A 22,560-nucleotide genomic window follows, 5' to 3' on the forward strand; every position below is an offset into this window, starting at 1 on the left:
CATTTTGTCAATTCTATATCTTTTTTTGACAAGATTTATTTTTGAGTTTTGAATTTATGTAAAATATCTCTGCTGAATTAGTTATATCTTATATTTTATCCAATTTTGTTTCACACTCAAAAACTAATACGGACAATGCTTCGGGCCCTATTCAAAATATAAACTAGAAACTTCCTCGTTATGGATAGTTGAAAAAATCAAAAAAATATTAGAGGCTAAAATTACTCATCTTAGTATCAAGTTCATCTTGCCTTACACAAATATAAATTAGTGTGACTGCTGGACTTGAATGATTGAATAATGACATCAAGTCTGCAACGTTCTTATACTTCTTGTAGTAATGATAGCCAAATGTTTTTCGCATCGTGTGAGTTCCGACATTATCGATGCCTAAGTCTTCAGCAGCTCTTTTAAGAAACCAGTATACCGTTTTATAGCTGAGCGCCTTATTCTTTCCAACACGACTCTGAAATAGATACTCATGTAATTCTTTATCTTTGACAAATTCCCTCAATTCATTCTTGAGTGGCCTTGTCATTTTAATGCTCTTGTATTTCCCTGTTTTCTGTTCCCTAACTTTAATGTGCCAGCCTTGAACATCTTTAACCTTTAGTTTGAGAATATCCCCAACGCGAAAACCTGTATTGATTCCCAAAAGAAATAACATGTAATACTTTTCATTCCAAGATGATAGATAGTCCTTCATGGCTTGGATATCATCCTTATCTCGTAACGGTTCAACAATATTCATAGTTTTGCTCCTTTCAAAAAAAATAAAGCACTAAGATTTTCTCAGTGCTTTGGATAGTATCAATCTATCATTTTCTTTTTGTCAATTCTATATGTTTTTTTGACAACTTTACATAAATAGCAAATTTGAAAGTGTATCGAGAATCACTTCACGTCTTCTGTAAATCTGCTTGCTGTGTCTATACAAGTACCCAGTTTCTCCGTTCTCCATGATGTGCCAAACTTGAATCCAGTCGTATCCAGTATGTTCTCCCCAACGAAGATAAAAGATTTTTTTGTCATCTGGTTCTAGATTGTCTAGTAATCGGTAGATAGCATTTTGGAGATTTTCTAGTCTTAAAATCATAGGATCACTTGCATAAGCAACCGCTAGATTCTCCGACCTGTTGACGAATGTCCCACTACCACTTGCTCCAGTATCATCAATACCAGGAACAGTAAGATGCTTAACTTCGTACAAATGTTCTAGTTCATGCCTTCGTTGACCGATAAATTTGTCAATCTTTAAATATTTATCATCGAGTTCAAACTCAAGATAATCCCTTCGTGCTTTTGTTAAGTTCTTTTTGACCAAATCTTACCTCCCATGTATCTTTTTGATTTAACCCACTTGATAATCTTACCATCGTTATTGTTGTTGAAATAATCTGGCAATCTTGCTGTTGGGCTTTCTTTGTAGACCACTTTTTCGACTACCTGTATTCCAGGCATCATTTCATCATCTATCCACCCAACAAGCCACGCAGGGTTTACATCATAGGTTTTAGCAATCATTTCTATTTGCTTAATGGACGGATATCCACCTCGCTCATACAAATGGATTGTGTTTTGGGAAACACCTGTATCTCTGGCCATATCTTTGACAGAGATACATAGGTCCTCTCTAAGTTCTTTCAATCTTAGCTTCATCTTGCTCTCCATTTCCTAGTATTAGCCTTTATGAACTCAGCCTGCTCTTGCATCTGCTTCCATTCGTAATCCATGATAATTTCAAGTTGATTATTACAAAGGGCTTTTAAGAAATCATTTTGAGCTTCTAGTTTCTCAATATCCTTATAGGCCCTTTCATACAGTTCATCTTCCAGAAATCTAATGCGCTCTGCCATTGCTTCCTGAATGATGATGTAATTTGGTTTCTTGTACTTTGTCATTACAATCTTACCTCATCTCCTATTTTAAGAGATTCATAGTTTGTTTGAGTAACTACGAATATTCCGTAATTTTGCACTGTGATAGTGTACATGTCACCAATCTTCTCTTTTTGTACGACTCTACCTTTGATTTCGGCACCTTGATTATCTGCTTTATAGATAATCATCGGGCGCTTTTCTTCTAATTTTTTAATGTGGATGCTCTGCCAGATATTCAATCCAGCAGATAATAATATCCAGATTGCGATAAATCTTTTCAATTCGTGGCCTCCTTAATTTTCAAGCTTTTTGATTTCACGTTCAACCAATTCTTTACGTTTTTGTAATTCTTCTAGTTTTTGAGCATCTAATGCTCTCTTGATAATTTCAAGCTGTTCAATATTCATTCTGAATTTATCAAGTGAATCAACTTTGCGAGCGTACTCGCTGAAATTGTTGCCCCAATCATACGTTTCCCATCCAAATGTATAACTGAGTTCCCTTTCTAAATCATTATATTTTCTTCTCAAGTCATTATTGACCATTCTTTGTAAACTTAAAATGTAAAATGTCATAGCTGAAATTAGTAAGCAAGCTACAAACATTCCCCAAAACATTATATTTTCCATTTACTCCACCTCCTCAATCTCAACACCTGGGAAATCAAATACCCAGCCAAAGCCAACTTCTTCTAGTTCTTTACGGGTGTGATGTATTTTCGTATCTACATCATTCACATAGATGAAGCGAGAACCGAAATACCAATTTTTTTGGTTCGTGTTGTATTTCAAATAATTATTATGGTCTCCAATCGACTTCTCCTTCACAAGATACCGCTTCTCTTTCTCGACCTCGTAGCCGTCTAGCCATGCACGAGCGAAATTATTTCTATTTTCGAGTTTCCTAAACCATTCGCGAAACTCTATAGTAGCTACTTCCCAAGCATACTTGAACGCATCTTCCAATTCTGGACTTTCTTCTCTTGCTCCTTCAATCACATCCGCCACAAACTGCAGAACTTTGACTTTTTGGGATTTTTTAAAATCAACTTTCGGAAGTTCAATTTTTTGCGGTTCATCAAGTTGATTAATAATTCCTTTGATATAACCAAATACAGCCCAACCATGTAGGTCCAAAATCATGTCTCTTTGCTCTTCAATTTGTTTTAATGCTTCCTGCTTATTCATCTTAGTTTCCTCCATAAATCAAATAAACTGCAATAACTACCTGAGCCATGCTTGGCAAATAGCCAACCCAATCATCAAACTCCTTAGATTTTGGCAACCAACCCTTAGTAGCTCCCAAATCATAGTCTGTAGGCTTTTCATCAGCGAAGATACATTCCATCACTCCCATAAACGTCATACCATCTTCTGCCATTTCCCAAAAATAGTCCGCCCGGTCTTTCACCGCTTGTGGTAAATATTGCTTGGGAGGTTTGGGCTTCCCGTCTTCTACCGTCCAGTTGTATACTGCATTAACTTTTTGCTTTAAATCTTCCATCATCTTCCAACTCCTCCTTGTAATCATCAACCAAACTATCCAACCATGCCCAAGGGTCACAATCTCCAATCGGTTCAACATCCCTTTCTTGCAACCAAGCGGAGAAATCAACCAAATTGCCAACATCAATTGTGAAGTAATCGCCCCACGACCAGTAAGTTAGATAGATGTCAGTAGTTTTTCCTGTTTCATCTTCGACAGTCACATAACCATTCTCAACCATAGCTGTCCCATAGCAAAGGTCACATGTTCCTGTTAATTCCTCTTGGACATCGGAATTAAATGCAATTACTTTATATTTCATCTTCCAACTCCTTTATTCTCTTCTTCCAGTTTTTCACTTTCTTTTTAAGCAAGTCACGTTCCTCAGACCTGCTAAAAGCAAGCGATTTGACACACGGCTCAGATAATTCTGCTATCCTTGCCTCCGTCTGCTTGATTGTGCGTTTCAGTCCATCAATGACTGTCTGTTTGCTGTATTCCATGTTTTATCCTGTTTATAAAAATCCAGCTCTTGCCCCTCATGGCTCAAAGACACAAGAGCTAGCAAATTCTTTATACGTCATTCGTCCAAGTCTGACGCATATTCTAGCTCGCTTTTAACGTGGTTCGCGGCACGTTGATTTTGTTGCTAAGTAATAGCAATCTACAGCGCCATAATCAAAACGTACATCGTCTTTTCCGATATATTTTTTGAATCTTGGTCTGGTAATGCTTGAGAAAGCCCATTGATTGTCTTTCATACGTTCGATAAGCTCATCCACATTGTTAAAACTTCCAAGGAAAAACTTGCGGTGCCCATTGTAGATGAAATAGAGTTTTAATAACAAGAGACACCGCCTTTCTAGAAATAATCTTTCCTTTTGTTTTTCAAGTCATTAAATACCATCAGATGATCATTGTCTACACCTTTCATCAACCGACTCATAAACGGCCGACCGTAGCGTTTCTGAATTTCTTGTGCAGTCAGATTAGTCGTGATAACCGTATTAGCCCTTTTGTTGAGAATATTGTAAAGAATACTAAAGGACCACTCACTGTCCTTCTCCATCCCAAGATCATCCAAGACCAAAAACTTTGCACTAGCAATTTTATTGACCAAGAACTCTTCCTGACTAAAATCAGCTTTAATCTTCATCAGCAAGTCTGTGACATTGATAAAGATAGCAATCTCTTTCGTATGCTCAGATAGAGCTTTCATCATCGCAAAGGCTAAATGGCTCTTGCCAGTTCCAGCTTCTCCCTGAAAAACAATATTGTTCCTAGCGCCCTCGGACCACTCCCGACAAATCCTCTTTGCAAAAGCTAGCTTTTGCGCTTCTTTTTCGGTTGGTGTGTCGAAGTTGTCAAGAGTAGCATTTTTCAGGACATCATCATAGAGAGAAAATTTCTCAAGATAAAACTTTCGCTCTCGCTCATGCTCTGCATCAGCCAGCTCATCAACCTTTAATTGATTCTCCGCATGGATCCGTTCTGATTCACATAAGCGACAGAGGACATCATTTGTCCGGAGGATTTTGATCAGAGGAATTCCGTGCTTGTCGCAAATTTCATCTTGCTGTTCAGTATTTCTATGATAAGATAAGGCCATCTCCTCGAGTGCATCAGTTACCATGATACCTTACCTCCGCAAGCCTGCCAGCTGGCCATATCTGACAAGCAAGCAGTGGCAGTAGAAAGAGGTTGTTTTGCAAGCAGTGACTTCTTTTCCTCGCTTATCGGATAAAAGTCATCTTCAAATTGCTCGATAAGTTCTAAAATCCCCATTCGTCCTTAGCCCCCTGTTCTGATTTTTTTCCATTTTGTTGTCTTTCTGGAAGATGGGAGTTCTTGCTATCTTTATATTTACGGTCGTTCTCATCTACCTGTTCAATCGTTGTGAAACCTTTCTTTTTCCAATTTTCAAGAATGCCTCTTAGATACTTAAAACTAGGTTGATAAGCTTCAGAAGTTATCTCTACTGCACGGTTTAACATATCAAAACTCATTCCATCAAGTCCTACATATTCAAGCAACTGTTGATGTTGTTTCTCGTTGATTCGAATACCACTATGTTTCAAATTTTCAGAGAGGCTTGAACTAATCATCACCTTATTATCTATCTCTTTCTCTATATCTTTCTCTAATTCTTTATCTATTGCGTTACCATCCGTTACTGTAACGTTATCCGTAACGTTACTAATAACGTTACTTTCGTTGTTCTGTGCAAGTAATTTCTGTTTTTGTCGGTGACGTGCGGCTCTATTTCGATTTTGCTCTTTTATTTTTTCCATGCCGTCAATGTTCTGATGTTTCTCCCAATTGGGTAACATTATCACTCCATCTATTTTTTCAACCATTCCAAACTTTTCAAAAACCTCAAGAGCCATACGAACTGTATTCAACGGACGGTGGAACGTTTGTGCAAGCATTTCATCGGTGTATACAATGTTTTTAGAAATGGCTAGTACGCCTTTTGTATTCAATTTGCCTGCTAGTGTTATAAGTTTGATCCAGATTACAATAATTGCATCACGATCAGGCAAAGCATCAATCAGGCACATTTTTTCATCGTCAAAAATATCTGTTGTGATTTTTATCCACTTGATTTCAGACATACCGAGCCCCCCACTTCCTGCGATTAGCGCGGTACTCCATCCGCATATCCTCATAGATGTGCCTACCCTCTAACTCCATTTTTTCAAGCTTGATCAGACGATTTTGAGAGACCACATCATGATAGTCCTTGGTTAGTTTTTCATAGTCCTTAGCTAGTTTTTCATAGTCAGTTATGTATTCTTTGACTAATAATAGATTTTTATGATTATATTCAAGAATCGTAAAAAAACGATTTGAAGCTGATACCTTTTCTTTCGCTTCTTTGGCAATCATAATCTGGTCATCCAACCATACAAGCAATCTTTCCATTTCCTGACCTCCTCACTTCAAGATGTGCATAGGTTCTGGCAAAGCTAGAGGCTCAGGACGCAATCCTTGAGGCGGTTCGTTGTCATATGTGAATCCTTTGAACTCTCTGCGAATATTCTTGCGAATTTCTTGCCATTTGTCCTCTCTACCACGTTCATATGCATGGTTGTACCCTTGGATAATCATAGACGCAAATTCTTGCTCTTCTCGTCTTTCTTTTTCCTTACGCTCCTCTTGCAATTTGATATGACGGCAAAGCCCTGCAAATCCAAGCAGCAAGGCTCCAACCCCCATCAGCTGGTCTAAAATCGGTGGTTCAAACATTTTTATCTCCTTATCCTCTTTTTGTGTTATAATATAGTCAAATAATTTTGCTAAGACCTTGTCCAGAAGCCTTTTAGTAAAGTTATTATATTTGATTAGAGAGCCATTCTTTGATGGCTCTTTTTGACCATTTCTTACCAGGTAATTCCTTTGGAAATCCCTTTAAGTAACGATAATTATCTGAAAATGTGGCATACTTAATTCCTAAAAAATCACAGGTAGTGTTCACATCCATCAACTCTGGATAGTGATCACTATCTTTTTCTATTTCGACTAGCCTTGTGATTGTGTCCTTGATAATGGACTTAATCCATTCAGACAGTGAAAGTAGAACATTGTCCATCTTCTTCCCCTCCTACCCTTCGTCAAATGAGTTTAATTTCATGATTTTCATCTTAGTGTTTGTGCTTGGCTCCCACGTCATCCAGTAGGCCAAGGCTGCATCTGCGAATTTTTTTGGTAGCAAGTCATAGCGACTAATGTTGAAGTGGTCTTTAAAGTCAATCTCAGCTTGTCTAAATACTGACTGAGCAAAAATCTTGTCAGCATAAGCTGGACTATCAATACCACCCAGGCATGCTACAACCCTAGCCTTGCGCTTCTTCAGTAGCGATTGAGCATAGCTTGGGTGAATCGGTTGCTCACTCTTGAGGTAGTCAATATCTTCCAGCATGGTCGCCTGTTGCTCACGCAATTTCTTTTGTCCAGTAAATAAAGCAATGAAAGCATCCTCGTCCAAATCCTCTCGGATAAATCCACCCTGCTTTCGAATAGCTGGCAAGACCTCTGATGTCACCCAACGCTTGAACTCTTTTGCTTGAGGCAATTTGCTGGATAAAATGAGAGAGTAGAGACCAGATTCGTTGATGATGATAGGGTTTTGATTTCTACCCATGGCGTCACGAATCGTTACCCCATCTGTCTTATCGTCATCATCTACATGGTCAAAAATTGCTTTTCTTGAATTTGCATATCCCAAGATATCTGCAACATCCTTCCCAACGAACCAAGGCTTGTCATCAATTGTCAAAGTACGGACTTCCTGCCCGTGAAAATTAAAAATTTCGTTCATAAAGTTCCTTTCTAAATCTAGTTATGATTAGATGTTTTTTGTTGCATAGCACGTTTTCTGATATCTTTCCTCAAACAATCAGCTAAGTGAAGCATATTCGGGATCTTGCTTCCTTTGATGCTACTAATAGCTCCCAAAGCTTCATAGTAGGTCTCTGTGTGTTCCAAAATATCATCAACCATATTTTCAAAATGTTTCTCAATAATTTCTTTGATGAGATCATTATTTTGTTTCTTTTCGTTCATATCCTACTCTCCTAACTCAACCCAAGTTTCGTCAATTCCTAAAACGTCACAAACTCGATTTTTTAATTTATCGCTGCCTTTACCATATTTCAATAATTCTGAAATGGTAGGTTTCTTAACTCCACAAGCACGGGCAAGATGTGTTTGTGTCATTCCTTCTGAATTCAATTTGTCTTTGACGAGCTGAATCCACTTTTTATGTTGTTGGCTCATATATTTTCCTTTCTAGATTTGGTATAATAAAGATAATAAAACGATTGGAGAAATCTTATGAATAATTTTAGTTTTATAGAAACACTTGCGATCGCTGCCATACCTGCCTTTGTTTCTGGTATATGGTCTTACATCGCTGCTAAAGGAAACAGCAAGCATGAAATTGATAAAATCAACATCGCACACTCACAAGAGCTTGAAAATATCGAAAATCAATTTAAACAAGATATGGACAAAATGCAAAAGCAACACTCACAAGAGCTTGATTCGCTGAAACAAACTCACGAATTAAGATTACTTGAACTTGAAAAAGTATCTCAACTAGACACTCAAACAGACCAAAATTTAAAGATAAATGACCTAATTTTTAAAGCTATTTCAGGAGAAATATCTGCAGATGTAGCAATAAAAAATATAAGCACTCTTAGTCAATTCGCGAACAAGCAACAACCTTCCAATCTTCAAAAACAATTTGTGAAAAAATTATCCAAGAAAAATCATAAATGATAATCTTTCTTGATACGCTCTATCTCAGAATCAAACCACACTTTGTGGTTTTTAATTTTCTTTTTCAGATGATATTTACCAGCTAAGTAAGCAATTAAATTCGTAATAAAACTAGCAATCATTGATATGCCTAATATCGTAAGAAAAGATTCATTCATCTTTCTTCTCCTCTCTATTCCTTCTCATCTTTTTTTAAAACTTTCAAAAGTATTGACATCCCGTTAACTATTCCAGCTAGATACCCTCGCCCATAATCAGTAGTTAAGAATTTCAATAATTCGATCATTTCTTCTTCCTCCATCCCTGACCTCCTTTTTAAAAAATTATCTAAAAAGTTAGCGAACCGCTTGACATTTATCACCCAATAAGTTAAAATCAAACCATAGAGAAAAGACTTACTAAAAGTAAGGTTCTACCTAGAAAACGGACGCCAATCAGTTTCATTGGGCTTTATTTTTTAGTTGTCTTGTTCGCTAACTCTTTAGCTTACAAAACAATAATACACCTTTTTGGTAGTGTTGTCAATATTTTACACCCAAAAAGTTGAAATATTTTTTGTAATGTCTTAGAAAGGTTGAAAAATCAATGTTTCCGACATTTGAAAAAATAAAAGAACTGGCAAAAAATCGTAAAATGACACTCACTCAGCTAGAAGAATCACTTGGTTATAGCAGAAATACACTCTATAAGTTGAAAACTCAAAAACCAAACGCTGAGAGAATTGCAGAAATCGCCGATTACTTCAACGTGTCTACAGATTATTTACTTGGTCGCACGGATAATCCTGCTATTGCTGGTAATTCAAAAGAGTACACATGGCAAGGGAAGACCCTAAATGTTGAAGAAATGGCATCTAATGTCATGATGTTTGGTGGTCGAGAATTAACAGATGAAAAGAAGAAAATCATCCAGTCTATCATTGAAGGTTACCTCAAAGAAGCTGGTGATTAGAGGTACTGCTTAGTGACCGAAAAAGAAATTATAAGTCATTTTCAGGTTCGCATTGTCGATTTTGACGGTGAGCTAATACCTGATGAACTCGGGTTTTACGAAAAAGAAACCAATACAGCTTTCTTGTCTAATAAACTCAGCAAAAAAGAGAGAGTTAAGGTACTACTGCATGAACTCGGACACAAAGACCACACACGCTCAGAGTACCAGAACGCTCGCCTACGCTGTGAAAACGAAGCTGATAGGAATATGATCCATCATCTCGTAAAAGACGCACTAGAAAGCTTAGACGACCCCACAGAGTTTGATTACCTCAAATTCATGTCCTACTACAATCTAAAAACCGTAACAAATGAAGTCATGGTTAAGGAAGAGTACTTGGCATTAGTAAATTAAAAAAGGAGAATATCCATGAAAAAACTACTAACTACAACAACTATCTTACTTTCTGCTACTGTTTTAGTAGCATGTTCTAATAATCAGTCAACTTCAAAAGATAATACTGAGCAACCTAAAACGGAGCAAAAAAACACTACTTCAACAGATACAAAAGCCAAAGTAGATAACAGCAAATATGATGAGTTAATCTCTGAAATCAAATCAAAATTAGATCCTGAATCAACTGGAGCAATAAACGTAAAAATTCAAAATAATGTAGTCGATTCAGAATCATCTGAACCACATGATACTATCATGATTTTGATAACTGGAACGGCTAAAGATAAGGCAAAAGAAGCTCTAGGTGCAGTCCAGTCAAACTCTGCTACTACTGACCAGAAAAATGCAATCACTTTGCTTCGTATGTCTATTTCTGAATTTGCTAAAAAGCTACCCGACGAGAATGCTACTCTTTCCCTCGGTTACGAAAAATCTGCTGACCAATACGACCTAATCGCTAAATCTTCAAAACAGAAAGATATTATCCCTGTTGGCGAAATCATCGTAGAATAAAAAAAGCCCCACAATCGCCCTCGCCAAAGTTTGATTGTGAAGCTTACCCTTATAAAAAATCAGCCATTAAAAAGGCCTCTTTTCTATACCCTATTTTACACCATGAAAGGGGTGATGTCAATATTCTCAATGTTTAGACCTTGTCCAGAAGCCGATAAACAAGGAGAATACAATGAAATATAATAAAACAAAATACCCAAATATATATTACTATGAGACCGCCAAAGGCAAGCGATATTATATCAGACGCTCTTTCTATTTCCATGGTAAAAAGAAAGAGATTACTAAAAGTGGTCTCACAACCCTTCCACAAGCTCGTGCAGCCTTGACAGAGATTGAGCAACAAATCCAAGACCTGGAATTAGGTATCAATACGAATCTGACACTTGACCAATATTGGGATATCTATTCTGAAAAGAGATTGTCAACAGGGCGCTGGAATGATACTTCCTACTACCTCAATGACAATCTCTATAAGAACCATATCAAGCCAAAGTTTGGTTCTACCCTGCTTAAAAATTTGGATAGAAATGAGTATGAACTCTTTATCGCTGAAAAGTTGCAGAACCATACCAGATACACTGTTCAAACTCTCAATTCCAGCTTCATGGCATTGCTGAATGATGCCGTCAAAAATGGAAATCTGCTCTCAAATCGCTTGAAAGGTGTTTTCATAGGTCGTAGTGATATTCCTGCAGCTAACAAGAAAGTGACTCTCAAAGAGTTCAAGACTTGGATAGCGAAGGCAGAAGAGATTATGCCAAAACAATTCTACGCTCTGACCTATCTGACAATTTTTGGATTGAGAAGAGGAGAAGTCTTTGGATTGCGTCCAATGGACATCACTCAGAACGATAGCGGACGGGCTATACTGCATCTTAGAGACAGTCGAAGCAACCAGACCTTAAAAGGGAAAGGAGGACTTAAAACGAAGGATTCAGAGCGATATGTCTGCCTTGATGATATCGGAACAGACCTTATCTATTATCTAATAGCTGAAGCTTCTAAAATTAAGCGAAAGTTAGGAATTATCAAGGAACAACAAAAAGATTATATCACCCTGAACGAAAAAGGTGGTCTCATCAATCCAAACCAGTTAAATAGAAACTTCAATCTAGTGAATGAAGCGACAGGATTGCATGTAACACCTCACATGATGCGCCACTTCTTCACAACTCAAAGCATTATTGCAGGGGTTCCGCTTGAACAATTAAGCCAGGCGCTGGGCCATACAAAAGTCTATATGACCGATCGTTACAATCAAGTAGAGGACGAACTTGCTGAAGCGACAACAGACCTATTTCTTAGCCATATTCGCTAAAAAATCCCCGCCAAAGTTTCAAAAAGTCCCCGCCAATTCCCCGACCAAAATCCGAAAAATACCGAAAAATATCGAAAAATGATTTTTAGAATAGTCCCCAAAAACCTGAAATAGAGCCAAAAAACTCCACCTGATTGGGTGGAGTTAAGGGAGATTATTATGAAAAAGAAAAGTTTAGGATTTTATTAAATAAAGTTAGGAGGTCTTTATTTAATAACTATATGATACAAGACGAAGCTTAAAACTAGCTTAACTTTTCTCAAATTTTACTATTTTGCAAAAAATTTCTATCACCATCACCTCACCACGAAAAAAAGTCACCTGATTGGGTGACTTCATTAGGAGATTATGATGAAAAAAGTTTTAGGATTTCATTAAATAAAGTTAGGAGGTCTTTATTTAATGACTATATAATACTAGACCATCCTTAAACTTTGCTTAAGAACAAACAAGTTTTATTATTTTTCTCTGTTTATCCAAGTCATCCCTATACAATCATAGGTGGATAAGATTTCAAAGCCCATAGAACGATAAAATCTTACGTTTTTTTCTGTCTCTTCTGTCACCAGCTGGACTTGATAGGCATCTTTGTAATCTTTTAAAGCTTCTTTCATCAAGAGACTACCAATTCCTTGACGCTGATAGATAGGTAAAACAATTAAATCCTGAACCAATACTGATGAGAATCCATCTCCAACCAAACGAATCAAGCCCACCACAGCATCACCATCAAGTGCCACATAAATCGCTAATGAATGAGACAAGGCCTGCTCCAGCATCTGAGGTTGATTTGTATAATTTGTCCAACCGACAGCCTGATAGAGATGCAAAACATCCTCTAGCTTGACAATTTCTTGCTTTTTAATAGTAATCATGTCATCACCTCTTAGAGCTCTCTCAAGCTCTTGTACTGCTGTCCATTTTTATCAAAGTTTTCAGGAGTCAGCCATGCTTCCAATCGAGCTTTGACTTGAAGCCAGTCCTTATCAATCATAGACAACCAATCCGTATCTCTCGTCCGCCCCTTATAAACCACTGCCTGACGGAAGGTTCCTTCATAGACAAATCCCAAACGCTCCGCAGCTCGTCTGGATGGCAGGTTAAGAGCATCGCATTTCCACTCATAGCGACGATAGTTAAGCTCCTCAAAGACATAGCAAGCCAAGAGATACTGGGCTTCTGTTCCTATCCGTGTCCCCCTGAGTTTTGGAGAAAAAGTGACAGCTCCCACTTCTATTACTCGGTTATTCTGGTCAATACGCATGAGAGAAAAAGTTCCCAAAGCCTTACCAGTTGCCTTGTCTATGATTGCATAGTAAAAACGGTCCTTACGAGCTAACATCTGATTTAAAAGGGCAACCAGCTCCTCCCTATCTGCCACTGGTTTCTGAAAGAGGTAGGTCCACATCTCCCGAGGAGTATTCGGGCCATAAACAGCTAATAAATCCTCCGCATGCTTTTCTACTGAAAGGGCCTCTATCCTAGCATAACGCCCTTCTAAGAAATCAATAGAAGGCAGTGCACCGGGTGTATAACCTTCCATTAACTCACCAATCATCTGACCATATTCATTTACTGGCATCTTTCTTCTCCTTGTTTTACTTTTCAAACTTTATAGTTGCCCATAGTATATCATACTTTCATAAGAAGATTCAAAAAATCCTCCAGATTCTACTCTGAAGGATTTATTTCTTATCTAACAACGATATTGACGAGTTTAGTTACCTTCACTTTAGAAAGAGCAACACTACGAATTATTCAACTTAGTCAAATAGGAAACCCCTCTTTTCATATTTAAAAAATTACTTTTTAACCTTCATAAACATCAATTGGGTACGATATACCAAATACATCTGAAAATTCATCATCAGAAACTTTCATAAATTCTTCATCAGAAATATTAATATTATTAACTGATTCTAACACATTAGTGATATGCAATAATGGAGTCAATGCCGATATACTCATACAAGGTTCAATATCCTCCTCAATTCTCAACACCTTTAGAAAGATATCCTTATATTTTTCAAATAATTCAGCTATATCTCCTATAGTCCTCAAATCCAATTTTTTCGCCCTCTGAATCATAGTAGATAGAAAAGAACTATCAATATTAAAATCTATATCCATATCTGATGATTTAATCGTATTCAATAGTTCAATGTAATTTTGATCTTCTTTTACATAAGTCATAAGCGTGCTGCTATCTATCGGTAATTCTTTTTTCGAAGTAGGTAATTTCTTCTTTATCTCCTGCTCATAGTTATTAATATTATTTTTCAACTGAACAAAATCATCATCAGCCAATTCAATTAGTCCCGCCAATCTGGCAAATTGTCTCCTGTATTGATCAGGTATATCTTCCTTACTTTTATATCCCAAATCATGTTCAATTTCAGCCCAGGCATGCTGCATAACTGTCCTAATTTGTATCTCTAATTTTATATTCTTAAATCTACCATATAAAGTAGATGGAGTAGTCCCTTCTTTTAAACCCACCACATAATGAAGTGAAACATAACCAAATTTTGTTGGATCCTCACTTTTACGTTTATCAATAGTATTCTCTACATCAACCTCGAATTCTTGACTGATTAACTCAGCTATTTTATCAACATCATCACTAAAGTACGTTATGATACGAATACCGCATAAATCGGTAATCTCAACTAAATTAGAATAATTTTTCCTTTTTACTTTGCCTTCAAGAGACTCTACAGTTTTTACTCTCCCAATTATTTCATGAACATTAATAGATTGACTTTTAATAATATTCTTTACAGTATTCTCTACATAATTTAAGCAATCTTCATAACTCCCCCGTGAAGCAGAATATTCTTCAACAATCTCCTTATGACTTTGAGTCCTCATTAATACCTCCCAAAAAGTGAACAAAAACTGTCTCTCTTTTTAATTAACTATAATTTACAATTATTTCACAACGATATTAACGAGTTTATTTGGTACACTAATCACTTTCACGATTTCCTTACCATCAATTTCTGCTTTGACTTTTTCATCAGCGAGAGCAATTTCTTGCAATTCTTCGCGTGATAGATCTTTAGCAACCATGAGTTTGGCACGAACTTTTCCTTTGATTTGGACAACGATTTCGATTTCATCTTCAACCAATTTACTTTCGTCCCATGTTGGCCAAGCCACGTAAGAGATTGACTCACCTGTTATCGCAACAGTTTGCCAGAGTTCTTCTGCCAAGTGAGGCGCAAATGGTGCAATCATTTGGATAAATCCTTTGGCATAGTCAACATAGAGCTTGTCTTCCTTGTTAGCCGCATTGACAAAGACCATAAGTTGGGCAATGGCTGTGTTGAATTTCATAGCCTCAATTTGCTCAGTGACAGCTTTAACGGTTTCATTATAAACCTTGTCGAGAGCGCCATTGTTTTCTGAAACAATTTCCTTACTTGTAATCAAACGGTAAACACGGTCAAGGAATTTACGGCTTCCTTCCAGACCTTCTTCTGACCAAGCGATTGAAGCATCAAGTGGCCCCATGAACATTTCATAAACACGAAGGGTATCAGCACCGTATTGTTCCACCACGTCGTCTGGGTTGACAACGTTCTTGAGCGATTTAGACATCTTGGCTGGCGCTTGCTCCAACTCTTCCCCTGTTTCTACATGGAAGAAAGAACCATCACGTTTTTCAACCTTGTCAGTCGCCACAAGCGCACCACGGTGGTCACGGTAGCTGGTTCCCAAAATCATTCCTTGGTTAAAGAGTTTTTGGAATGGTTCCTTAGTTGGAACAACACCGAGGTCATAGAGGAATTTGTGCCAGAAACGAGCGTAAAGCAAGTGAAGAACGGCATGCTCTGCACCACCAACGTAGATATCTACTGGCAACCATTGTTTGAGAAGGTCCTCATCAGCCAATTTCTCAGTATTGTGTGGGTCAATATAACGGAGGTAGTACCAGCTTGAACCAGCCCACTGTGGCATAGTATTTGTTTCGCGACGACCTTTGACACCATCTTCACGAGTCACTTCAAGCCAATCTGTCAAGTTAGCTAGTGGACTTTCACCAGTACCTGAAGGACGGATATCCTTGGTTACAGGCAAGACAAGTGGCAATTCATTTTCTGGAACAGCTGTTGAAGTTCCGTCTTCCCAATGAATGATTGGGATTGGCTCACCCCAGTAACGTTGACGGCTAAAGAGCCAGTCGCGGAGACGGTAAGTAACCTTCTCTTGTCCACAACCTTTTTCTTCCAACCAAGCGACAATCTTGGCAATAGCATCTTCTTTGTTGAGTCCATCTAGGAAGTCTGAATTAACGTGAAGGCCATCCTCTGTGTAGGCAGCTTCTTCAACGTTTCCACCTTCAAGCACTTCTACGATTGGAAGGTCAAATTGTTTGGCAAATTCCCAGTCACGTTGGTCGTGGGCAGGAACAGCCATGACCGCACCTGTACCATAGCTAGCAAGAACATAGTCCGCAATCCAGATTGGAATTTCCTTGCCATTAACAGGGTTGATGGCATAAGCACCAGTCCAAACCCCTGTTTTTTCTTTGGCAAGGTCTGTACGAGCCAAGTCAGACTTGAGGCTAGCTTGGTGTTTGTAGTCTGCTACTGCTTCTGCTTGCTCTGTGCTTGTGATGGCATCTACTAGTTCATGCTCAGGAGCCAAAACGGTGAAAGTCGCACCGAAAAGAGTATCAGGACGAGTGGTAAAGACTGTGAATTCCTTATCAGTTCCCTTAACTTTGAAGGTTACATTAGCACCAGTTGATTTCCCAATCCAGTTGCGTTGCATGTCCTTGATAGACTCTGGCCAGTCAAGGTCATCCAAGTCATTGAGCAAGCGCTCCGCATAGGCAGTGATTTTAAGCATCCATTGGCGCATTGGTTTGCGGACAACAGGATAGCCTCCACGCTCAGACGTTCCATCAGGAAGGACCTCTTCGTTGGCGATGGCAGTTCCCAATTCCTCAACCCAGTTTACTGGCACTTCCGCTTCATAGGCCAAGCCTTTTTCGTAAAGCTTAGTGAAAATCCATTGCGTCCACTTGTAGTAGTTTGGATCTGTTGTATTGACTTCACGATCCCAGTCATAAGAAAATCCAAGCGCATTGATTTGACGTTTGAAGTTGGCAATATTTTCCGCTGTAAATTCTGCTGGGTCATTACCTGTATCCATAGCGTATTGCTCTGCAGGCAAACCAAAAGCATCCCAACCCATTGGGTGAAGGACATTGTAGCCTTGCGCACGTTTGTAACGGCTGAGGATATCGGTTGCAGTATAACCTTCTGGGTGCCCTACATGCAGACCCGCTCCAGACGGATAAGGGAACATATCGAGAGCATAAAACTTCGGTTTTGATGCATCTGTTCCAGTCTTAAATGTATGATGTTCTGCCCAGTAGCCCTGCCACTTAGGCTCAATTTCTTTATGATTGTAAAAACTCATGGTCTCTCTCCAATTTTGTGATGTTACTATTATACCATTTTTGAAGGAATTTGAAAGATGAGAAATGTTCTTTTAGACTTGGATGGCAAGAAAGACTGAATCGCAAATCCAGCTTATTTAGCAGTATAAAAAATTAGCTCACACTTGGAGCTAACTTCTATAGATTGTTTGTCTCTTCCATCTTCTCACGTCCTAGTTCTCGGTAACTACGGTCGCCGACAACCTCAACGCTAAACTGACCGTCCTCATATTCAAGGATCGTCACGCTACCATTATCTAGACCATGCGGATGCATGCCATTAATCAGATACACAATGGTTCCAATGGTCATTCCGTGGCTCACGACTAGGGCATTGCCCCCACCTTGCGCTTCCATTTCTTTGGCAATCGCTTCAAAACCTTCCTTGATTCGGCCACTGAGTTTTTCCCATCCTTCAGCCCAACCAGCTGTATCGACCTCTACCAAACCCTCAGCCAGTTCAGCATAAGACAATTGATGAACATGGTCCACATTAAAGATACGAGGGATAATGCCCATGAAAAGATCGCCATCGTAGGCTCCGTCAAAGCTACCAAAACACCATTCTCTGATACGCTTGTCCATGCGATAAGGGATTTTTCCCTGCAAGCCAAGTTCATCAAGGATAATTCCCATTGTCTGAATAGTGCGACCAGAATCACTCGAATAAGCACGCTCAAACTGCAGACCAGATTCTCGCAAACCGATTCCTAATTCTTGAATCCCTCGCTCACCTTCAGCTGTTAAGGGAGTATCGCTCCAACCTTGCGCGCGACCAATCGTGTTAAACATGGTCTTGCCATGACGTACCAAATACAATCGTACTTTTACCATTTTCCGTCCTCCGTTTGCTTCTATTATATCATGGATGATAAAACAAAAGCCACCCATACAGGCGACTTTTGCAGGAGATTATTATGAAAAAGTTTAGGAGTTCTATTAAATAAAGATATTAGATGAAAATCAAATTCAAACTAAATCAGAGTTATCTGTTTCAAATAATATTAGGAGGTCTTTATTTAATGATTATAGTATACACAGCTAACCTTAAATAGAACTTAAAATTTCTCCTATTTTCTTAATTTTTAAAACTATGAATTGGTGCTGGGATTTGTCCACCGCGAGAGATGAAATCAACAGACGAAGCCCCATTAACCTTCATAACTGGTGCAGTTCCTAATAGGCCACCAAACTCAATCATATCGCCTTCTTTTCCTTTTGGAATAATACGAACAGCCGTAGTTTTCATGTTAATGACACCAATTGCAGCTTCATCTGCAATCATAGCCGCAATGGTTTCAGCAGGTGTATCCTCCGGAATGGCAATCATATCCAAACCAACAGAACAGATAGCCGTCATAGCTTCTAGTTTTTCCAGATTAAGAGAGCCATTTTGGACTGCAGCAATCATTCCTTCATCCTCGGAAACAGGGATAAAGGCACCAGACAAACCACCGACTTGATTGCAGGCCATCACTCCGCCCTTCTTAACTTGGTCGTTCAAGAGAGCCAAGGCAGCCGTCGTTCCATGCGTACCAACTGTCTCTAGTCCCATTTCTTCTAGGACACGTGCTACAGAATCTCCAACCGCAGGAGTTGGCGCCAAACTCAAGTCCACAATACCAAACTCCACACCTAGTCTTTCACTAGCCATCTGACCAACCAATTGACCGATACGAGTAATCTTGAAGGCAGTCTTCTTGACCGTTTCGGCTACTACGTCAAAGCTCTGTCCACGAACTTTTTCCAAGGCACGCTTGACCACACCAGGACCGGAAACTCCGACATTGATGATAACATCTGCCTCCCCAACACCGTGGAAGGCACCCGCCATAAACGGATTGTCCTCAACAGCATTAGCAAACACAACCAATTTAGCTGCCCCCATATCAGACAGATTTGCCGTTTCCTTGATAATTCGTCCCATATCTGCCACAGCCGTCATATTAATACCAGACTTGGTTGAGCCGATATTGACTGACGAGCAGACCTTGTCCGTTTCAGCCAAAGCACGAGGAATAGAATTGATAAGAATCTCATCTCCCTTTTGATAACCTTTTTGTACCAAGGCAGAAAAACCACCAATAAAATCCACACCGATTTCTTTCGCAGCCTTATCAAGTGCTTTTGCCAGAACCACATAGTCCGTCGCATCTGTCGCGGCCCCTATCAGAGAAATAGGAGTCACCGATACACGCTTATTAACGATAGGAATTCCCAACTCAGCTGCAATTTCATCGCCAACAGCCACTAAATTAGCCGCCTTGGTCGTAATCTTTTGATAAATTTTCTCCGCAGCACGATTGATATCTGGATCGATACAGTCCAAAAGGGAAATCCCCATGGTAATGGTTCTGATATCGAAGTTCTGCTCCTCAATCATGGAAATGGTTTCAGTAACTTGTCTAATATCCATGATAACCTCCTAGATATTATACATAGCTTCGAAAATTGCTGCACTCTGAATATTGATTTTCACATTCAAAGTTTGTCCAAAAGCTTTAAATTCATTACGAAGATAAGTAAAATCTTGCTTTTCATCACTAGAGACAACAGCCATCATCGTGAAATATTCATCTAAGACAGTTTGAGAGATATCATCAATATTCAAACCCAATTCTGCAATTTTGCCAGAAACACCTGCAACAATTCCAGATTTATCTTTACCAACAACAGTTATAATCGCTTTCATAAGCAAACTCCAATTCTTCTTTTAATAGGAAACCTGAACATTAAACAGGATTCTTTTCAAATAGTATAGCATAATTCCAACTAAAATACTCAAAAACGCCTGCTTACGAAGTTGTTCTTAAGAAAAAAACAATTTCGTAAACAAGCGTCTACTATCCCAACTTATGATGAGTGTTCCCGCTAGGACCGAAATCCTAGCGGTAGACCAGAGCTAGACTAAGAGCACAAGACTCCATCATCATAACACTCAACAAAATTGATGATTTTATACTAATTCAATGATCGCCATTGGCGCTGCATCACCACGACGTGGTTCAGTTTTAAGGATACGAGTGTATCCACCGTTACGTTCAGCATAACGAGGTGCGATTTCTGAGAACAATTTTTGAAGTGCTGTAGTAGAAGTGTACTTATCAGTTGCTTCATCATAGTTTTCAGATGCGATTTCATTACGTACGAAAGCAGCTGCTTGACGACGTGCATGCAAATCACCACGTTTACCTAGAGTAATCATTTTTTCAACAGTTTTACGGATTTCTTTAGCACGAGCTTCAGTTGTCACGATTGATTCGTTGATCAAAAGGTCAGTTGTCAAATCGCGAAGCATTGCTTTACGTTGTGAGCTAGTGCGTCCTAGTTTACGGTAAGCCATGTATTCCTCCTTTATTTATCTTTTAATCCAAGACCCAAATCAATGAGTTTGAGTTTCACTTCTTCCAAACTCTTGCGTCCAAGATTTCGTACTTTCATCATCTCTGCTTCAGATTTTTCTGTCAAATCATGCACAGTATTGATACCGGCACGTTTCAAACAGTTGTATGAACGCACAGACAAGTCCAGTTCCTCAATCGTACGATCCAAAATACGGTCGTCAGATTCAGTATCAGCTTCTTTCATCACTTCAGTTGACTTAGCAATCTCAGTAAGATTTGTAAACAAATCAAGATGTTCTGTCAAAATACGTGCTGAAAGCCCTAAAGCATCTTCCGGAATAATTGTTCCATTTGTCAAGATTTCAAGGGTTAATTTGTCAAATCCATCATTGCTACCTACACGAGCAGGTTCCACTTGATAGTTGACTTTTGTAACTGGTGTATAAATAGAATCTACAGCAAGTGTTCCAACTGGTGCATTATCCTTTTTATTTTCATCAGCAGGTACATATCCACGACCACTGTTAACAGTCATAGTCGCTTTTAGAGAAGAACCTTCACCGATTGTAAAGAGATAATGATCTGGATTTACAATTTCAATATCGCTATCTGTCAAAATGTCACCAGCTGTTACTTCAGCAGGACCTTCAACATCTAGTTCGATGATTTTTTCGTCTTCAACGTACGATTTCACTGCAATTCCTTTTATGTTCAGAATGATTTGCATCACGTCTTCACGAACACCTGGAACTGTGTCAAACTCATGTAACACACCATCAATATTGATAGATGTCACAGCTGCTCCTGGTAGAGAAGCTAGAAGTACACGACGAAGAGAGTTACCAAGAGTTGTACCGTAGCCACGTTCAAGTGGTTCGATTACAAACTTGCCATAATCTTTATTTTCATCAATTTTTGTTATATTTGGTTTTTCAAACTCGATCATTTAGTTACTCCCTCTTAAACGAAAAGCAGTGTAATGTGATGATTATACACGGCGACGTTTTGGAGGACGAGCACCATTGTGTGGCACTGGAGTCACATCACGAATTGCTGTTACTTCAAGACCAGCGGCAGCAAGCGCACGAATAGCTGACTCACGACCAGAACCTGGACCTTTTACAGTAACTTCAACTGATTTAAGACCGTGTTCTTGTGCAGATTTAGCAGCAGCTTCAGAAGCCATTTGAGCAGCGAATGGTGTAGATTTACGAGAACCTTTGAAACCAAGAGCACCAGCTGATGACCAAGCAATTGCATTACCATGCACATCAGTAATCATAACAATAGTGTTATTAAATGTAGCGTGAATATGAGCAATACCAGATTCGATATTCTTTTTCACACGACGTTTACGTGTTGGTTTAGCCAAGACTTTTACCTCCTATATTATTTTTTCTTACCAGCAATCGCAACAGCTTTACCTTTACGAGTGCGAGCGTTGTTTTTAGTGTTTTGTCCACGGACAGGAAGTCCACGACGGTGACGGATACCACGGTATGAACCGATTTCCATCAAACGTTTGATGTTCAAGTTTACTTCACGACGAAGGTCACCTTCAACTTTGATTGCATCCACTTCACGACGGATAGCATCTTCTTGATCTGATGTAAGATCACGTACACGAACATCTTCTGAGATTCCAGCAGCAGCCAAAATTTTCTTAGATGTTGCAAGTCCGATACCATAAACATAAGTCAATGAGATTACTACGCGTTTGTCATTTGGAATGTCAACTCCAGCAATACGAGCCATGTTTTCTCCTTTCTATCTTATCCTTGACGTTGTTTGTGTTTTGGATTTGCTGGGCAAATTACCATAACACGACCATTACGACGAATAACTTTACAGTATTCGCAAATTGGTTTGACCGATGGTCTTACTTTCATT

The 22,560-nt window shown here is 38.8% G+C and carries 39 protein-coding genes; 5 read left to right on the plus strand and 34 right to left on the minus strand.

Annotation, left to right across the window (positions count from 1 at the left end):
- Positions 1-208 precede the first annotated feature (208 nt).
- The 20 genes from N8M09_RS01200 to N8M09_RS01295 form a co-directional block, all read right to left on the minus strand.
- Positions 209-751, minus strand: a complete 543-nt coding sequence (locus tag N8M09_RS01200; protein WP_001028147.1) for a site-specific integrase — start codon at positions 749-751, stop codon at positions 209-211.
- A gap of 108 nt (positions 752-859) precedes the next feature.
- The gene (locus tag N8M09_RS01205; protein WP_261062884.1) at positions 860-1,324 is read right to left on the minus strand and encodes a hypothetical protein; all 465 of its coding nucleotides are present in this window, start codon (positions 1,322-1,324) and stop codon (positions 860-862) included.
- The gene (locus N8M09_RS01210; RefSeq protein WP_261062885.1) at positions 1,306-1,659 is read right to left on the minus strand and encodes a helix-turn-helix domain-containing protein; all 354 of its coding nucleotides are present in this window, start codon (positions 1,657-1,659) and stop codon (positions 1,306-1,308) included. The genes N8M09_RS01205 and N8M09_RS01210 overlap by 19 nt, the downstream gene beginning before the upstream one ends.
- The gene (locus N8M09_RS01215; protein WP_261062886.1) at positions 1,656-1,901 is read right to left on the minus strand and encodes a hypothetical protein; all 246 of its coding nucleotides are present in this window, start codon (positions 1,899-1,901) and stop codon (positions 1,656-1,658) included. The genes N8M09_RS01210 and N8M09_RS01215 overlap by 4 nt, the downstream gene beginning before the upstream one ends.
- The gene (locus N8M09_RS01220; protein WP_261062887.1) at positions 1,901-2,161 is read right to left on the minus strand and encodes a DUF1372 family protein; all 261 of its coding nucleotides are present in this window, start codon (positions 2,159-2,161) and stop codon (positions 1,901-1,903) included. The genes N8M09_RS01215 and N8M09_RS01220 overlap by 1 nt, the downstream gene beginning before the upstream one ends.
- A 12-nt stretch (positions 2,162-2,173) precedes the next feature.
- The gene (locus N8M09_RS01225; protein ID WP_261062888.1) at positions 2,174-2,509 is read right to left on the minus strand and encodes a 6TM ABC transporter family protein; all 336 of its coding nucleotides are present in this window, start codon (positions 2,507-2,509) and stop codon (positions 2,174-2,176) included.
- The gene (locus N8M09_RS01230) at positions 2,510-3,067 is read right to left on the minus strand and encodes a DUF1642 domain-containing protein (protein ID WP_261062889.1); all 558 of its coding nucleotides are present in this window, start codon (positions 3,065-3,067) and stop codon (positions 2,510-2,512) included.
- 1 nt (position 3,068) lies between these two features.
- Positions 3,069-3,386, minus strand: a complete 318-nt coding sequence (locus N8M09_RS01235) for a hypothetical protein (RefSeq protein ID WP_261062890.1) — start codon at positions 3,384-3,386, stop codon at positions 3,069-3,071.
- Positions 3,358-3,687: a hypothetical protein gene (locus N8M09_RS01240; protein WP_261062891.1), complete on the minus strand. Its 330-nt coding sequence runs from the start codon at positions 3,685-3,687 to the stop codon at positions 3,358-3,360. The genes N8M09_RS01235 and N8M09_RS01240 overlap by 29 nt, the downstream gene beginning before the upstream one ends.
- Positions 3,677-3,868, minus strand: coding sequence for a hypothetical protein (locus N8M09_RS01245; protein WP_261062892.1), 192 nt, complete (start codon positions 3,866-3,868; stop codon positions 3,677-3,679). Before N8M09_RS01245 ends, N8M09_RS01240 begins: the two co-directional genes overlap by 11 nt.
- A gap of 114 nt (positions 3,869-3,982) precedes the next feature.
- Complete coding sequence (locus N8M09_RS01250; RefSeq protein WP_261062893.1) at positions 3,983-4,213, minus strand: hypothetical protein; 231 nt, start codon at positions 4,211-4,213, stop codon at positions 3,983-3,985.
- Positions 4,214-4,227: 14 nt separating this feature from the next.
- Positions 4,228-4,998: an ATP-binding protein gene (locus tag N8M09_RS01255; protein WP_261062894.1), complete on the minus strand. Its 771-nt coding sequence runs from the start codon at positions 4,996-4,998 to the stop codon at positions 4,228-4,230.
- The gene (locus N8M09_RS01260; RefSeq protein ID WP_261062895.1) at positions 4,992-5,150 is read right to left on the minus strand and encodes a hypothetical protein; all 159 of its coding nucleotides are present in this window, start codon (positions 5,148-5,150) and stop codon (positions 4,992-4,994) included. Before N8M09_RS01260 ends, N8M09_RS01255 begins: the two co-directional genes overlap by 7 nt.
- Positions 5,138-5,980, minus strand: coding sequence for a phage replisome organizer N-terminal domain-containing protein (locus N8M09_RS01265; RefSeq protein WP_261062896.1), 843 nt, complete (start codon positions 5,978-5,980; stop codon positions 5,138-5,140). The genes N8M09_RS01260 and N8M09_RS01265 overlap by 13 nt, the downstream gene beginning before the upstream one ends.
- Positions 5,973-6,290, minus strand: a complete 318-nt coding sequence (locus tag N8M09_RS01270) for a hypothetical protein (RefSeq protein ID WP_261062897.1) — start codon at positions 6,288-6,290, stop codon at positions 5,973-5,975. Before N8M09_RS01270 ends, N8M09_RS01265 begins: the two co-directional genes overlap by 8 nt.
- A gap of 12 nt (positions 6,291-6,302) precedes the next feature.
- Positions 6,303-6,614, minus strand: coding sequence for a hypothetical protein (locus N8M09_RS01275; RefSeq protein ID WP_261062898.1), 312 nt, complete (start codon positions 6,612-6,614; stop codon positions 6,303-6,305).
- An 85-nt stretch (positions 6,615-6,699) separates the two neighbouring features.
- Positions 6,700-6,957: a hypothetical protein gene (locus tag N8M09_RS01280; RefSeq protein WP_000370958.1), complete on the minus strand. Its 258-nt coding sequence runs from the start codon at positions 6,955-6,957 to the stop codon at positions 6,700-6,702.
- 12 nt (positions 6,958-6,969) lie between these two features.
- A complete protein-coding gene (locus N8M09_RS01285; protein WP_261062899.1) occupies positions 6,970-7,686 on the minus strand; it encodes an ORF6C domain-containing protein in 717 nt (238 codons plus the stop codon).
- Between the two features lie 17 nt (positions 7,687-7,703).
- Complete coding sequence (locus tag N8M09_RS01290; protein ID WP_261062900.1) at positions 7,704-7,931, minus strand: hypothetical protein; 228 nt, start codon at positions 7,929-7,931, stop codon at positions 7,704-7,706.
- A gap of 3 nt (positions 7,932-7,934) precedes the next feature.
- Positions 7,935-8,144 (minus strand): helix-turn-helix domain-containing protein, encoded by a 210-nt coding sequence (locus N8M09_RS01295; protein WP_261062901.1) that lies wholly within the window; start codon positions 8,142-8,144, stop codon positions 7,935-7,937.
- Between the two features lie 57 nt (positions 8,145-8,201).
- On the opposite strand from N8M09_RS01295, the gene N8M09_RS01300 reads away from it, so the two are divergent.
- Positions 8,202-8,651 (plus strand): hypothetical protein, encoded by a 450-nt coding sequence (locus N8M09_RS01300; RefSeq protein ID WP_261062902.1) that lies wholly within the window; start codon positions 8,202-8,204, stop codon positions 8,649-8,651.
- Here the strand turns inward: N8M09_RS01300 and N8M09_RS01305 are convergent.
- Both N8M09_RS01305 and N8M09_RS01310 read right to left on the minus strand, forming a co-directional pair.
- Positions 8,642-8,809, minus strand: coding sequence for a hypothetical protein (locus N8M09_RS01305; RefSeq protein ID WP_261062903.1), 168 nt, complete (start codon positions 8,807-8,809; stop codon positions 8,642-8,644). The genes N8M09_RS01300 and N8M09_RS01305 overlap by 10 nt on opposite strands.
- A 14-nt stretch (positions 8,810-8,823) precedes the next feature.
- Positions 8,824-8,952, minus strand: a complete 129-nt coding sequence (locus N8M09_RS01310) for a hypothetical protein (RefSeq protein WP_261062904.1) — start codon at positions 8,950-8,952, stop codon at positions 8,824-8,826.
- 284 nt (positions 8,953-9,236) lie between these two features.
- On the opposite strand from N8M09_RS01310, the gene N8M09_RS01315 reads away from it, so the two are divergent.
- The 4 genes from N8M09_RS01315 (at position 9,237) to N8M09_RS01330 (ending at position 11,874) form a co-directional block, all read left to right on the plus strand.
- Positions 9,237-9,602 carry a helix-turn-helix domain-containing protein gene (locus tag N8M09_RS01315; protein WP_261062905.1) on the plus strand — a complete coding sequence of 122 codons (366 nt, stop codon included), beginning with the start codon at positions 9,237-9,239 and terminating at the stop codon, positions 9,600-9,602.
- A 12-nt stretch (positions 9,603-9,614) separates the two neighbouring features.
- The gene (locus N8M09_RS01320) at positions 9,615-9,998 is read left to right on the plus strand and encodes an ImmA/IrrE family metallo-endopeptidase (RefSeq protein ID WP_000136461.1); all 384 of its coding nucleotides are present in this window, start codon (positions 9,615-9,617) and stop codon (positions 9,996-9,998) included.
- Between the two features lie 15 nt (positions 9,999-10,013).
- Complete coding sequence (locus tag N8M09_RS01325; RefSeq protein ID WP_261062906.1) at positions 10,014-10,553, plus strand: hypothetical protein; 540 nt, start codon at positions 10,014-10,016, stop codon at positions 10,551-10,553.
- 172 nt (positions 10,554-10,725) lie between these two features.
- Complete coding sequence (locus N8M09_RS01330) at positions 10,726-11,874, plus strand: tyrosine-type recombinase/integrase (protein WP_261062907.1); 1,149 nt, start codon at positions 10,726-10,728, stop codon at positions 11,872-11,874.
- 458 nt (positions 11,875-12,332) lie between these two features.
- Here N8M09_RS01330 and N8M09_RS01335 read toward each other — a convergent pair whose 3' ends face one another.
- The 12 genes from N8M09_RS01335 to rpmJ form a co-directional block, all read right to left on the minus strand.
- Positions 12,333-12,749, minus strand: a complete 417-nt coding sequence (locus N8M09_RS01335) for a GNAT family N-acetyltransferase (protein ID WP_261062908.1) — start codon at positions 12,747-12,749, stop codon at positions 12,333-12,335.
- Positions 12,750-12,760: 11 nt separating this feature from the next.
- Positions 12,761-13,456, minus strand: a complete 696-nt coding sequence (locus N8M09_RS01340; RefSeq protein ID WP_261062909.1) for a GNAT family N-acetyltransferase — start codon at positions 13,454-13,456, stop codon at positions 12,761-12,763.
- Between the two features lie 227 nt (positions 13,457-13,683).
- The gene (locus tag N8M09_RS01345; protein ID WP_261062910.1) at positions 13,684-14,745 is read right to left on the minus strand and encodes a GTP pyrophosphokinase; all 1,062 of its coding nucleotides are present in this window, start codon (positions 14,743-14,745) and stop codon (positions 13,684-13,686) included.
- Between the two features lie 60 nt (positions 14,746-14,805).
- A complete protein-coding gene (gene leuS / locus N8M09_RS01350; protein WP_261062911.1) occupies positions 14,806-17,307 on the minus strand; it encodes a leucine--tRNA ligase in 2,502 nt (833 codons plus the stop codon).
- A 157-nt stretch (positions 17,308-17,464) separates the two neighbouring features.
- Positions 17,465-18,160, minus strand: coding sequence for a histidine phosphatase family protein (locus N8M09_RS01355; RefSeq protein WP_261062912.1), 696 nt, complete (start codon positions 18,158-18,160; stop codon positions 17,465-17,467).
- A 244-nt stretch (positions 18,161-18,404) separates the two neighbouring features.
- The gene (locus N8M09_RS01360) at positions 18,405-19,742 is read right to left on the minus strand and encodes a PFL family protein (RefSeq protein ID WP_049521553.1); all 1,338 of its coding nucleotides are present in this window, start codon (positions 19,740-19,742) and stop codon (positions 18,405-18,407) included.
- Positions 19,743-19,751: 9 nt separating this feature from the next.
- Positions 19,752-20,018, minus strand: coding sequence for an ACT domain-containing protein (locus N8M09_RS01365; protein ID WP_261062913.1), 267 nt, complete (start codon positions 20,016-20,018; stop codon positions 19,752-19,754).
- Positions 20,019-20,282: 264 nt separating this feature from the next.
- The gene (rplQ, locus tag N8M09_RS01370; RefSeq protein ID WP_000331493.1) at positions 20,283-20,669 is read right to left on the minus strand and encodes a 50S ribosomal protein L17; all 387 of its coding nucleotides are present in this window, start codon (positions 20,667-20,669) and stop codon (positions 20,283-20,285) included.
- Between the two features lie 11 nt (positions 20,670-20,680).
- Complete coding sequence (locus tag N8M09_RS01375) at positions 20,681-21,616, minus strand: DNA-directed RNA polymerase subunit alpha (protein ID WP_000568988.1); 936 nt, start codon at positions 21,614-21,616, stop codon at positions 20,681-20,683.
- 42 nt (positions 21,617-21,658) lie between these two features.
- Positions 21,659-22,042 (minus strand): 30S ribosomal protein S11, encoded by a 384-nt coding sequence (gene rpsK, locus N8M09_RS01380; RefSeq protein WP_001118385.1) that lies wholly within the window; start codon positions 22,040-22,042, stop codon positions 21,659-21,661.
- Between the two features lie 17 nt (positions 22,043-22,059).
- Positions 22,060-22,425, minus strand: coding sequence for a 30S ribosomal protein S13 (gene rpsM, locus N8M09_RS01385; protein ID WP_000090781.1), 366 nt, complete (start codon positions 22,423-22,425; stop codon positions 22,060-22,062).
- Between the two features lie 17 nt (positions 22,426-22,442).
- Entirely contained in the window at positions 22,443-22,559 is a 117-nt protein-coding gene (gene rpmJ / locus N8M09_RS01390) for a 50S ribosomal protein L36 (RefSeq protein ID WP_001808836.1), read from the minus strand.
- Position 22,560 lies beyond the last annotated feature (1 nt).

This window comes from Streptococcus mitis (assembly GCF_946190375.1).
Classification (GTDB): Bacteria; Bacillota; Bacilli; order Lactobacillales; family Streptococcaceae; genus Streptococcus; species Streptococcus mitis_CJ.

What these genes read in the sequence shown, in the direction of transcription:
- N8M09_RS01280 (WP_000370958.1), bottom strand. Translation starts at nt 6,957, where the DNA reads ATGGACAATGTTCTACTTTCACTGTCTGAATGGATTAAGTCCATTATC.
- leuS (WP_261062911.1), bottom strand. Translation starts at nt 17,307, where the DNA reads ATGAGTTTTTACAATCATAAAGAAATTGAGCCTAAGTGGCAGGGCTAC.
- N8M09_RS01230 (WP_261062889.1), bottom strand. Translation starts at nt 3,067, where the DNA reads ATGAATAAGCAGGAAGCATTAAAACAAATTGAAGAGCAAAGAGACATG.
- N8M09_RS01355 (WP_261062912.1), bottom strand. Translation starts at nt 18,160, where the DNA reads ATGGTAAAAGTACGATTGTATTTGGTACGTCATGGCAAGACCATGTTT.
- rpmJ (WP_001808836.1), bottom strand. Translation starts at nt 22,559, where the DNA reads ATGAAAGTAAGACCATCGGTCAAACCAATTTGCGAATACTGTAAAGTT.
- rplQ (WP_000331493.1), bottom strand. Translation starts at nt 20,669, where the DNA reads ATGGCTTACCGTAAACTAGGACGCACTAGCTCACAACGTAAAGCAATG.
- N8M09_RS01375 (WP_000568988.1), bottom strand. Translation starts at nt 21,616, where the DNA reads ATGATCGAGTTTGAAAAACCAAATATAACAAAAATTGATGAAAATAAA.
- N8M09_RS01310 (WP_261062904.1), bottom strand. Translation starts at nt 8,952, where the DNA reads ATGGAGGAAGAAGAAATGATCGAATTATTGAAATTCTTAACTACTGAT.
- N8M09_RS01305 (WP_261062903.1), bottom strand. Translation starts at nt 8,809, where the DNA reads ATGAATGAATCTTTTCTTACGATATTAGGCATATCAATGATTGCTAGT.
- N8M09_RS01210 (WP_261062885.1), bottom strand. Translation starts at nt 1,659, where the DNA reads ATGAAGCTAAGATTGAAAGAACTTAGAGAGGACCTATGTATCTCTGTC.
- N8M09_RS01270 (WP_261062897.1), bottom strand. Translation starts at nt 6,290, where the DNA reads ATGGAAAGATTGCTTGTATGGTTGGATGACCAGATTATGATTGCCAAA.
- N8M09_RS01255 (WP_261062894.1), bottom strand. Translation starts at nt 4,998, where the DNA reads ATGGTAACTGATGCACTCGAGGAGATGGCCTTATCTTATCATAGAAAT.
- N8M09_RS01330 (WP_261062907.1), top strand. Translation starts at nt 10,726, where the DNA reads ATGAAATATAATAAAACAAAATACCCAAATATATATTACTATGAGACC.
- N8M09_RS01300 (WP_261062902.1), top strand. Translation starts at nt 8,202, where the DNA reads ATGAATAATTTTAGTTTTATAGAAACACTTGCGATCGCTGCCATACCT.
- N8M09_RS01240 (WP_261062891.1), bottom strand. Translation starts at nt 3,687, where the DNA reads ATGAAATATAAAGTAATTGCATTTAATTCCGATGTCCAAGAGGAATTA.
- N8M09_RS01260 (WP_261062895.1), bottom strand. Translation starts at nt 5,150, where the DNA reads ATGGGGATTTTAGAACTTATCGAGCAATTTGAAGATGACTTTTATCCG.
- N8M09_RS01290 (WP_261062900.1), bottom strand. Translation starts at nt 7,931, where the DNA reads ATGAACGAAAAGAAACAAAATAATGATCTCATCAAAGAAATTATTGAG.
- N8M09_RS01335 (WP_261062908.1), bottom strand. Translation starts at nt 12,749, where the DNA reads ATGATTACTATTAAAAAGCAAGAAATTGTCAAGCTAGAGGATGTTTTG.
- N8M09_RS01235 (WP_261062890.1), bottom strand. Translation starts at nt 3,386, where the DNA reads ATGATGGAAGATTTAAAGCAAAAAGTTAATGCAGTATACAACTGGACG.
- N8M09_RS01285 (WP_261062899.1), bottom strand. Translation starts at nt 7,686, where the DNA reads ATGAACGAAATTTTTAATTTTCACGGGCAGGAAGTCCGTACTTTGACA.
- N8M09_RS01325 (WP_261062906.1), top strand. Translation starts at nt 10,014, where the DNA reads ATGAAAAAACTACTAACTACAACAACTATCTTACTTTCTGCTACTGTT.
- N8M09_RS01340 (WP_261062909.1), bottom strand. Translation starts at nt 13,456, where the DNA reads ATGCCAGTAAATGAATATGGTCAGATGATTGGTGAGTTAATGGAAGGT.
- N8M09_RS01265 (WP_261062896.1), bottom strand. Translation starts at nt 5,980, where the DNA reads ATGTCTGAAATCAAGTGGATAAAAATCACAACAGATATTTTTGACGAT.
- N8M09_RS01225 (WP_261062888.1), bottom strand. Translation starts at nt 2,509, where the DNA reads ATGGAAAATATAATGTTTTGGGGAATGTTTGTAGCTTGCTTACTAATT.
- rpsM (WP_000090781.1), bottom strand. Translation starts at nt 22,425, where the DNA reads ATGGCTCGTATTGCTGGAGTTGACATTCCAAATGACAAACGCGTAGTA.
- N8M09_RS01215 (WP_261062886.1), bottom strand. Translation starts at nt 1,901, where the DNA reads ATGACAAAGTACAAGAAACCAAATTACATCATCATTCAGGAAGCAATG.
- N8M09_RS01345 (WP_261062910.1), bottom strand. Translation starts at nt 14,745, where the DNA reads ATGAGGACTCAAAGTCATAAGGAGATTGTTGAAGAATATTCTGCTTCA.
- N8M09_RS01315 (WP_261062905.1), top strand. Translation starts at nt 9,237, where the DNA reads ATGTTTCCGACATTTGAAAAAATAAAAGAACTGGCAAAAAATCGTAAA.
- N8M09_RS01360 (WP_049521553.1), bottom strand. Translation starts at nt 19,742, where the DNA reads ATGGATATTAGACAAGTTACTGAAACCATTTCCATGATTGAGGAGCAG.
- N8M09_RS01365 (WP_261062913.1), bottom strand. Translation starts at nt 20,018, where the DNA reads ATGAAAGCGATTATAACTGTTGTTGGTAAAGATAAATCTGGAATTGTT.
- N8M09_RS01245 (WP_261062892.1), bottom strand. Translation starts at nt 3,868, where the DNA reads ATGGAATACAGCAAACAGACAGTCATTGATGGACTGAAACGCACAATC.
- N8M09_RS01275 (WP_261062898.1), bottom strand. Translation starts at nt 6,614, where the DNA reads ATGTTTGAACCACCGATTTTAGACCAGCTGATGGGGGTTGGAGCCTTG.
- N8M09_RS01295 (WP_261062901.1), bottom strand. Translation starts at nt 8,144, where the DNA reads ATGAGCCAACAACATAAAAAGTGGATTCAGCTCGTCAAAGACAAATTG.
- N8M09_RS01200 (WP_001028147.1), bottom strand. Translation starts at nt 751, where the DNA reads ATGAATATTGTTGAACCGTTACGAGATAAGGATGATATCCAAGCCATG.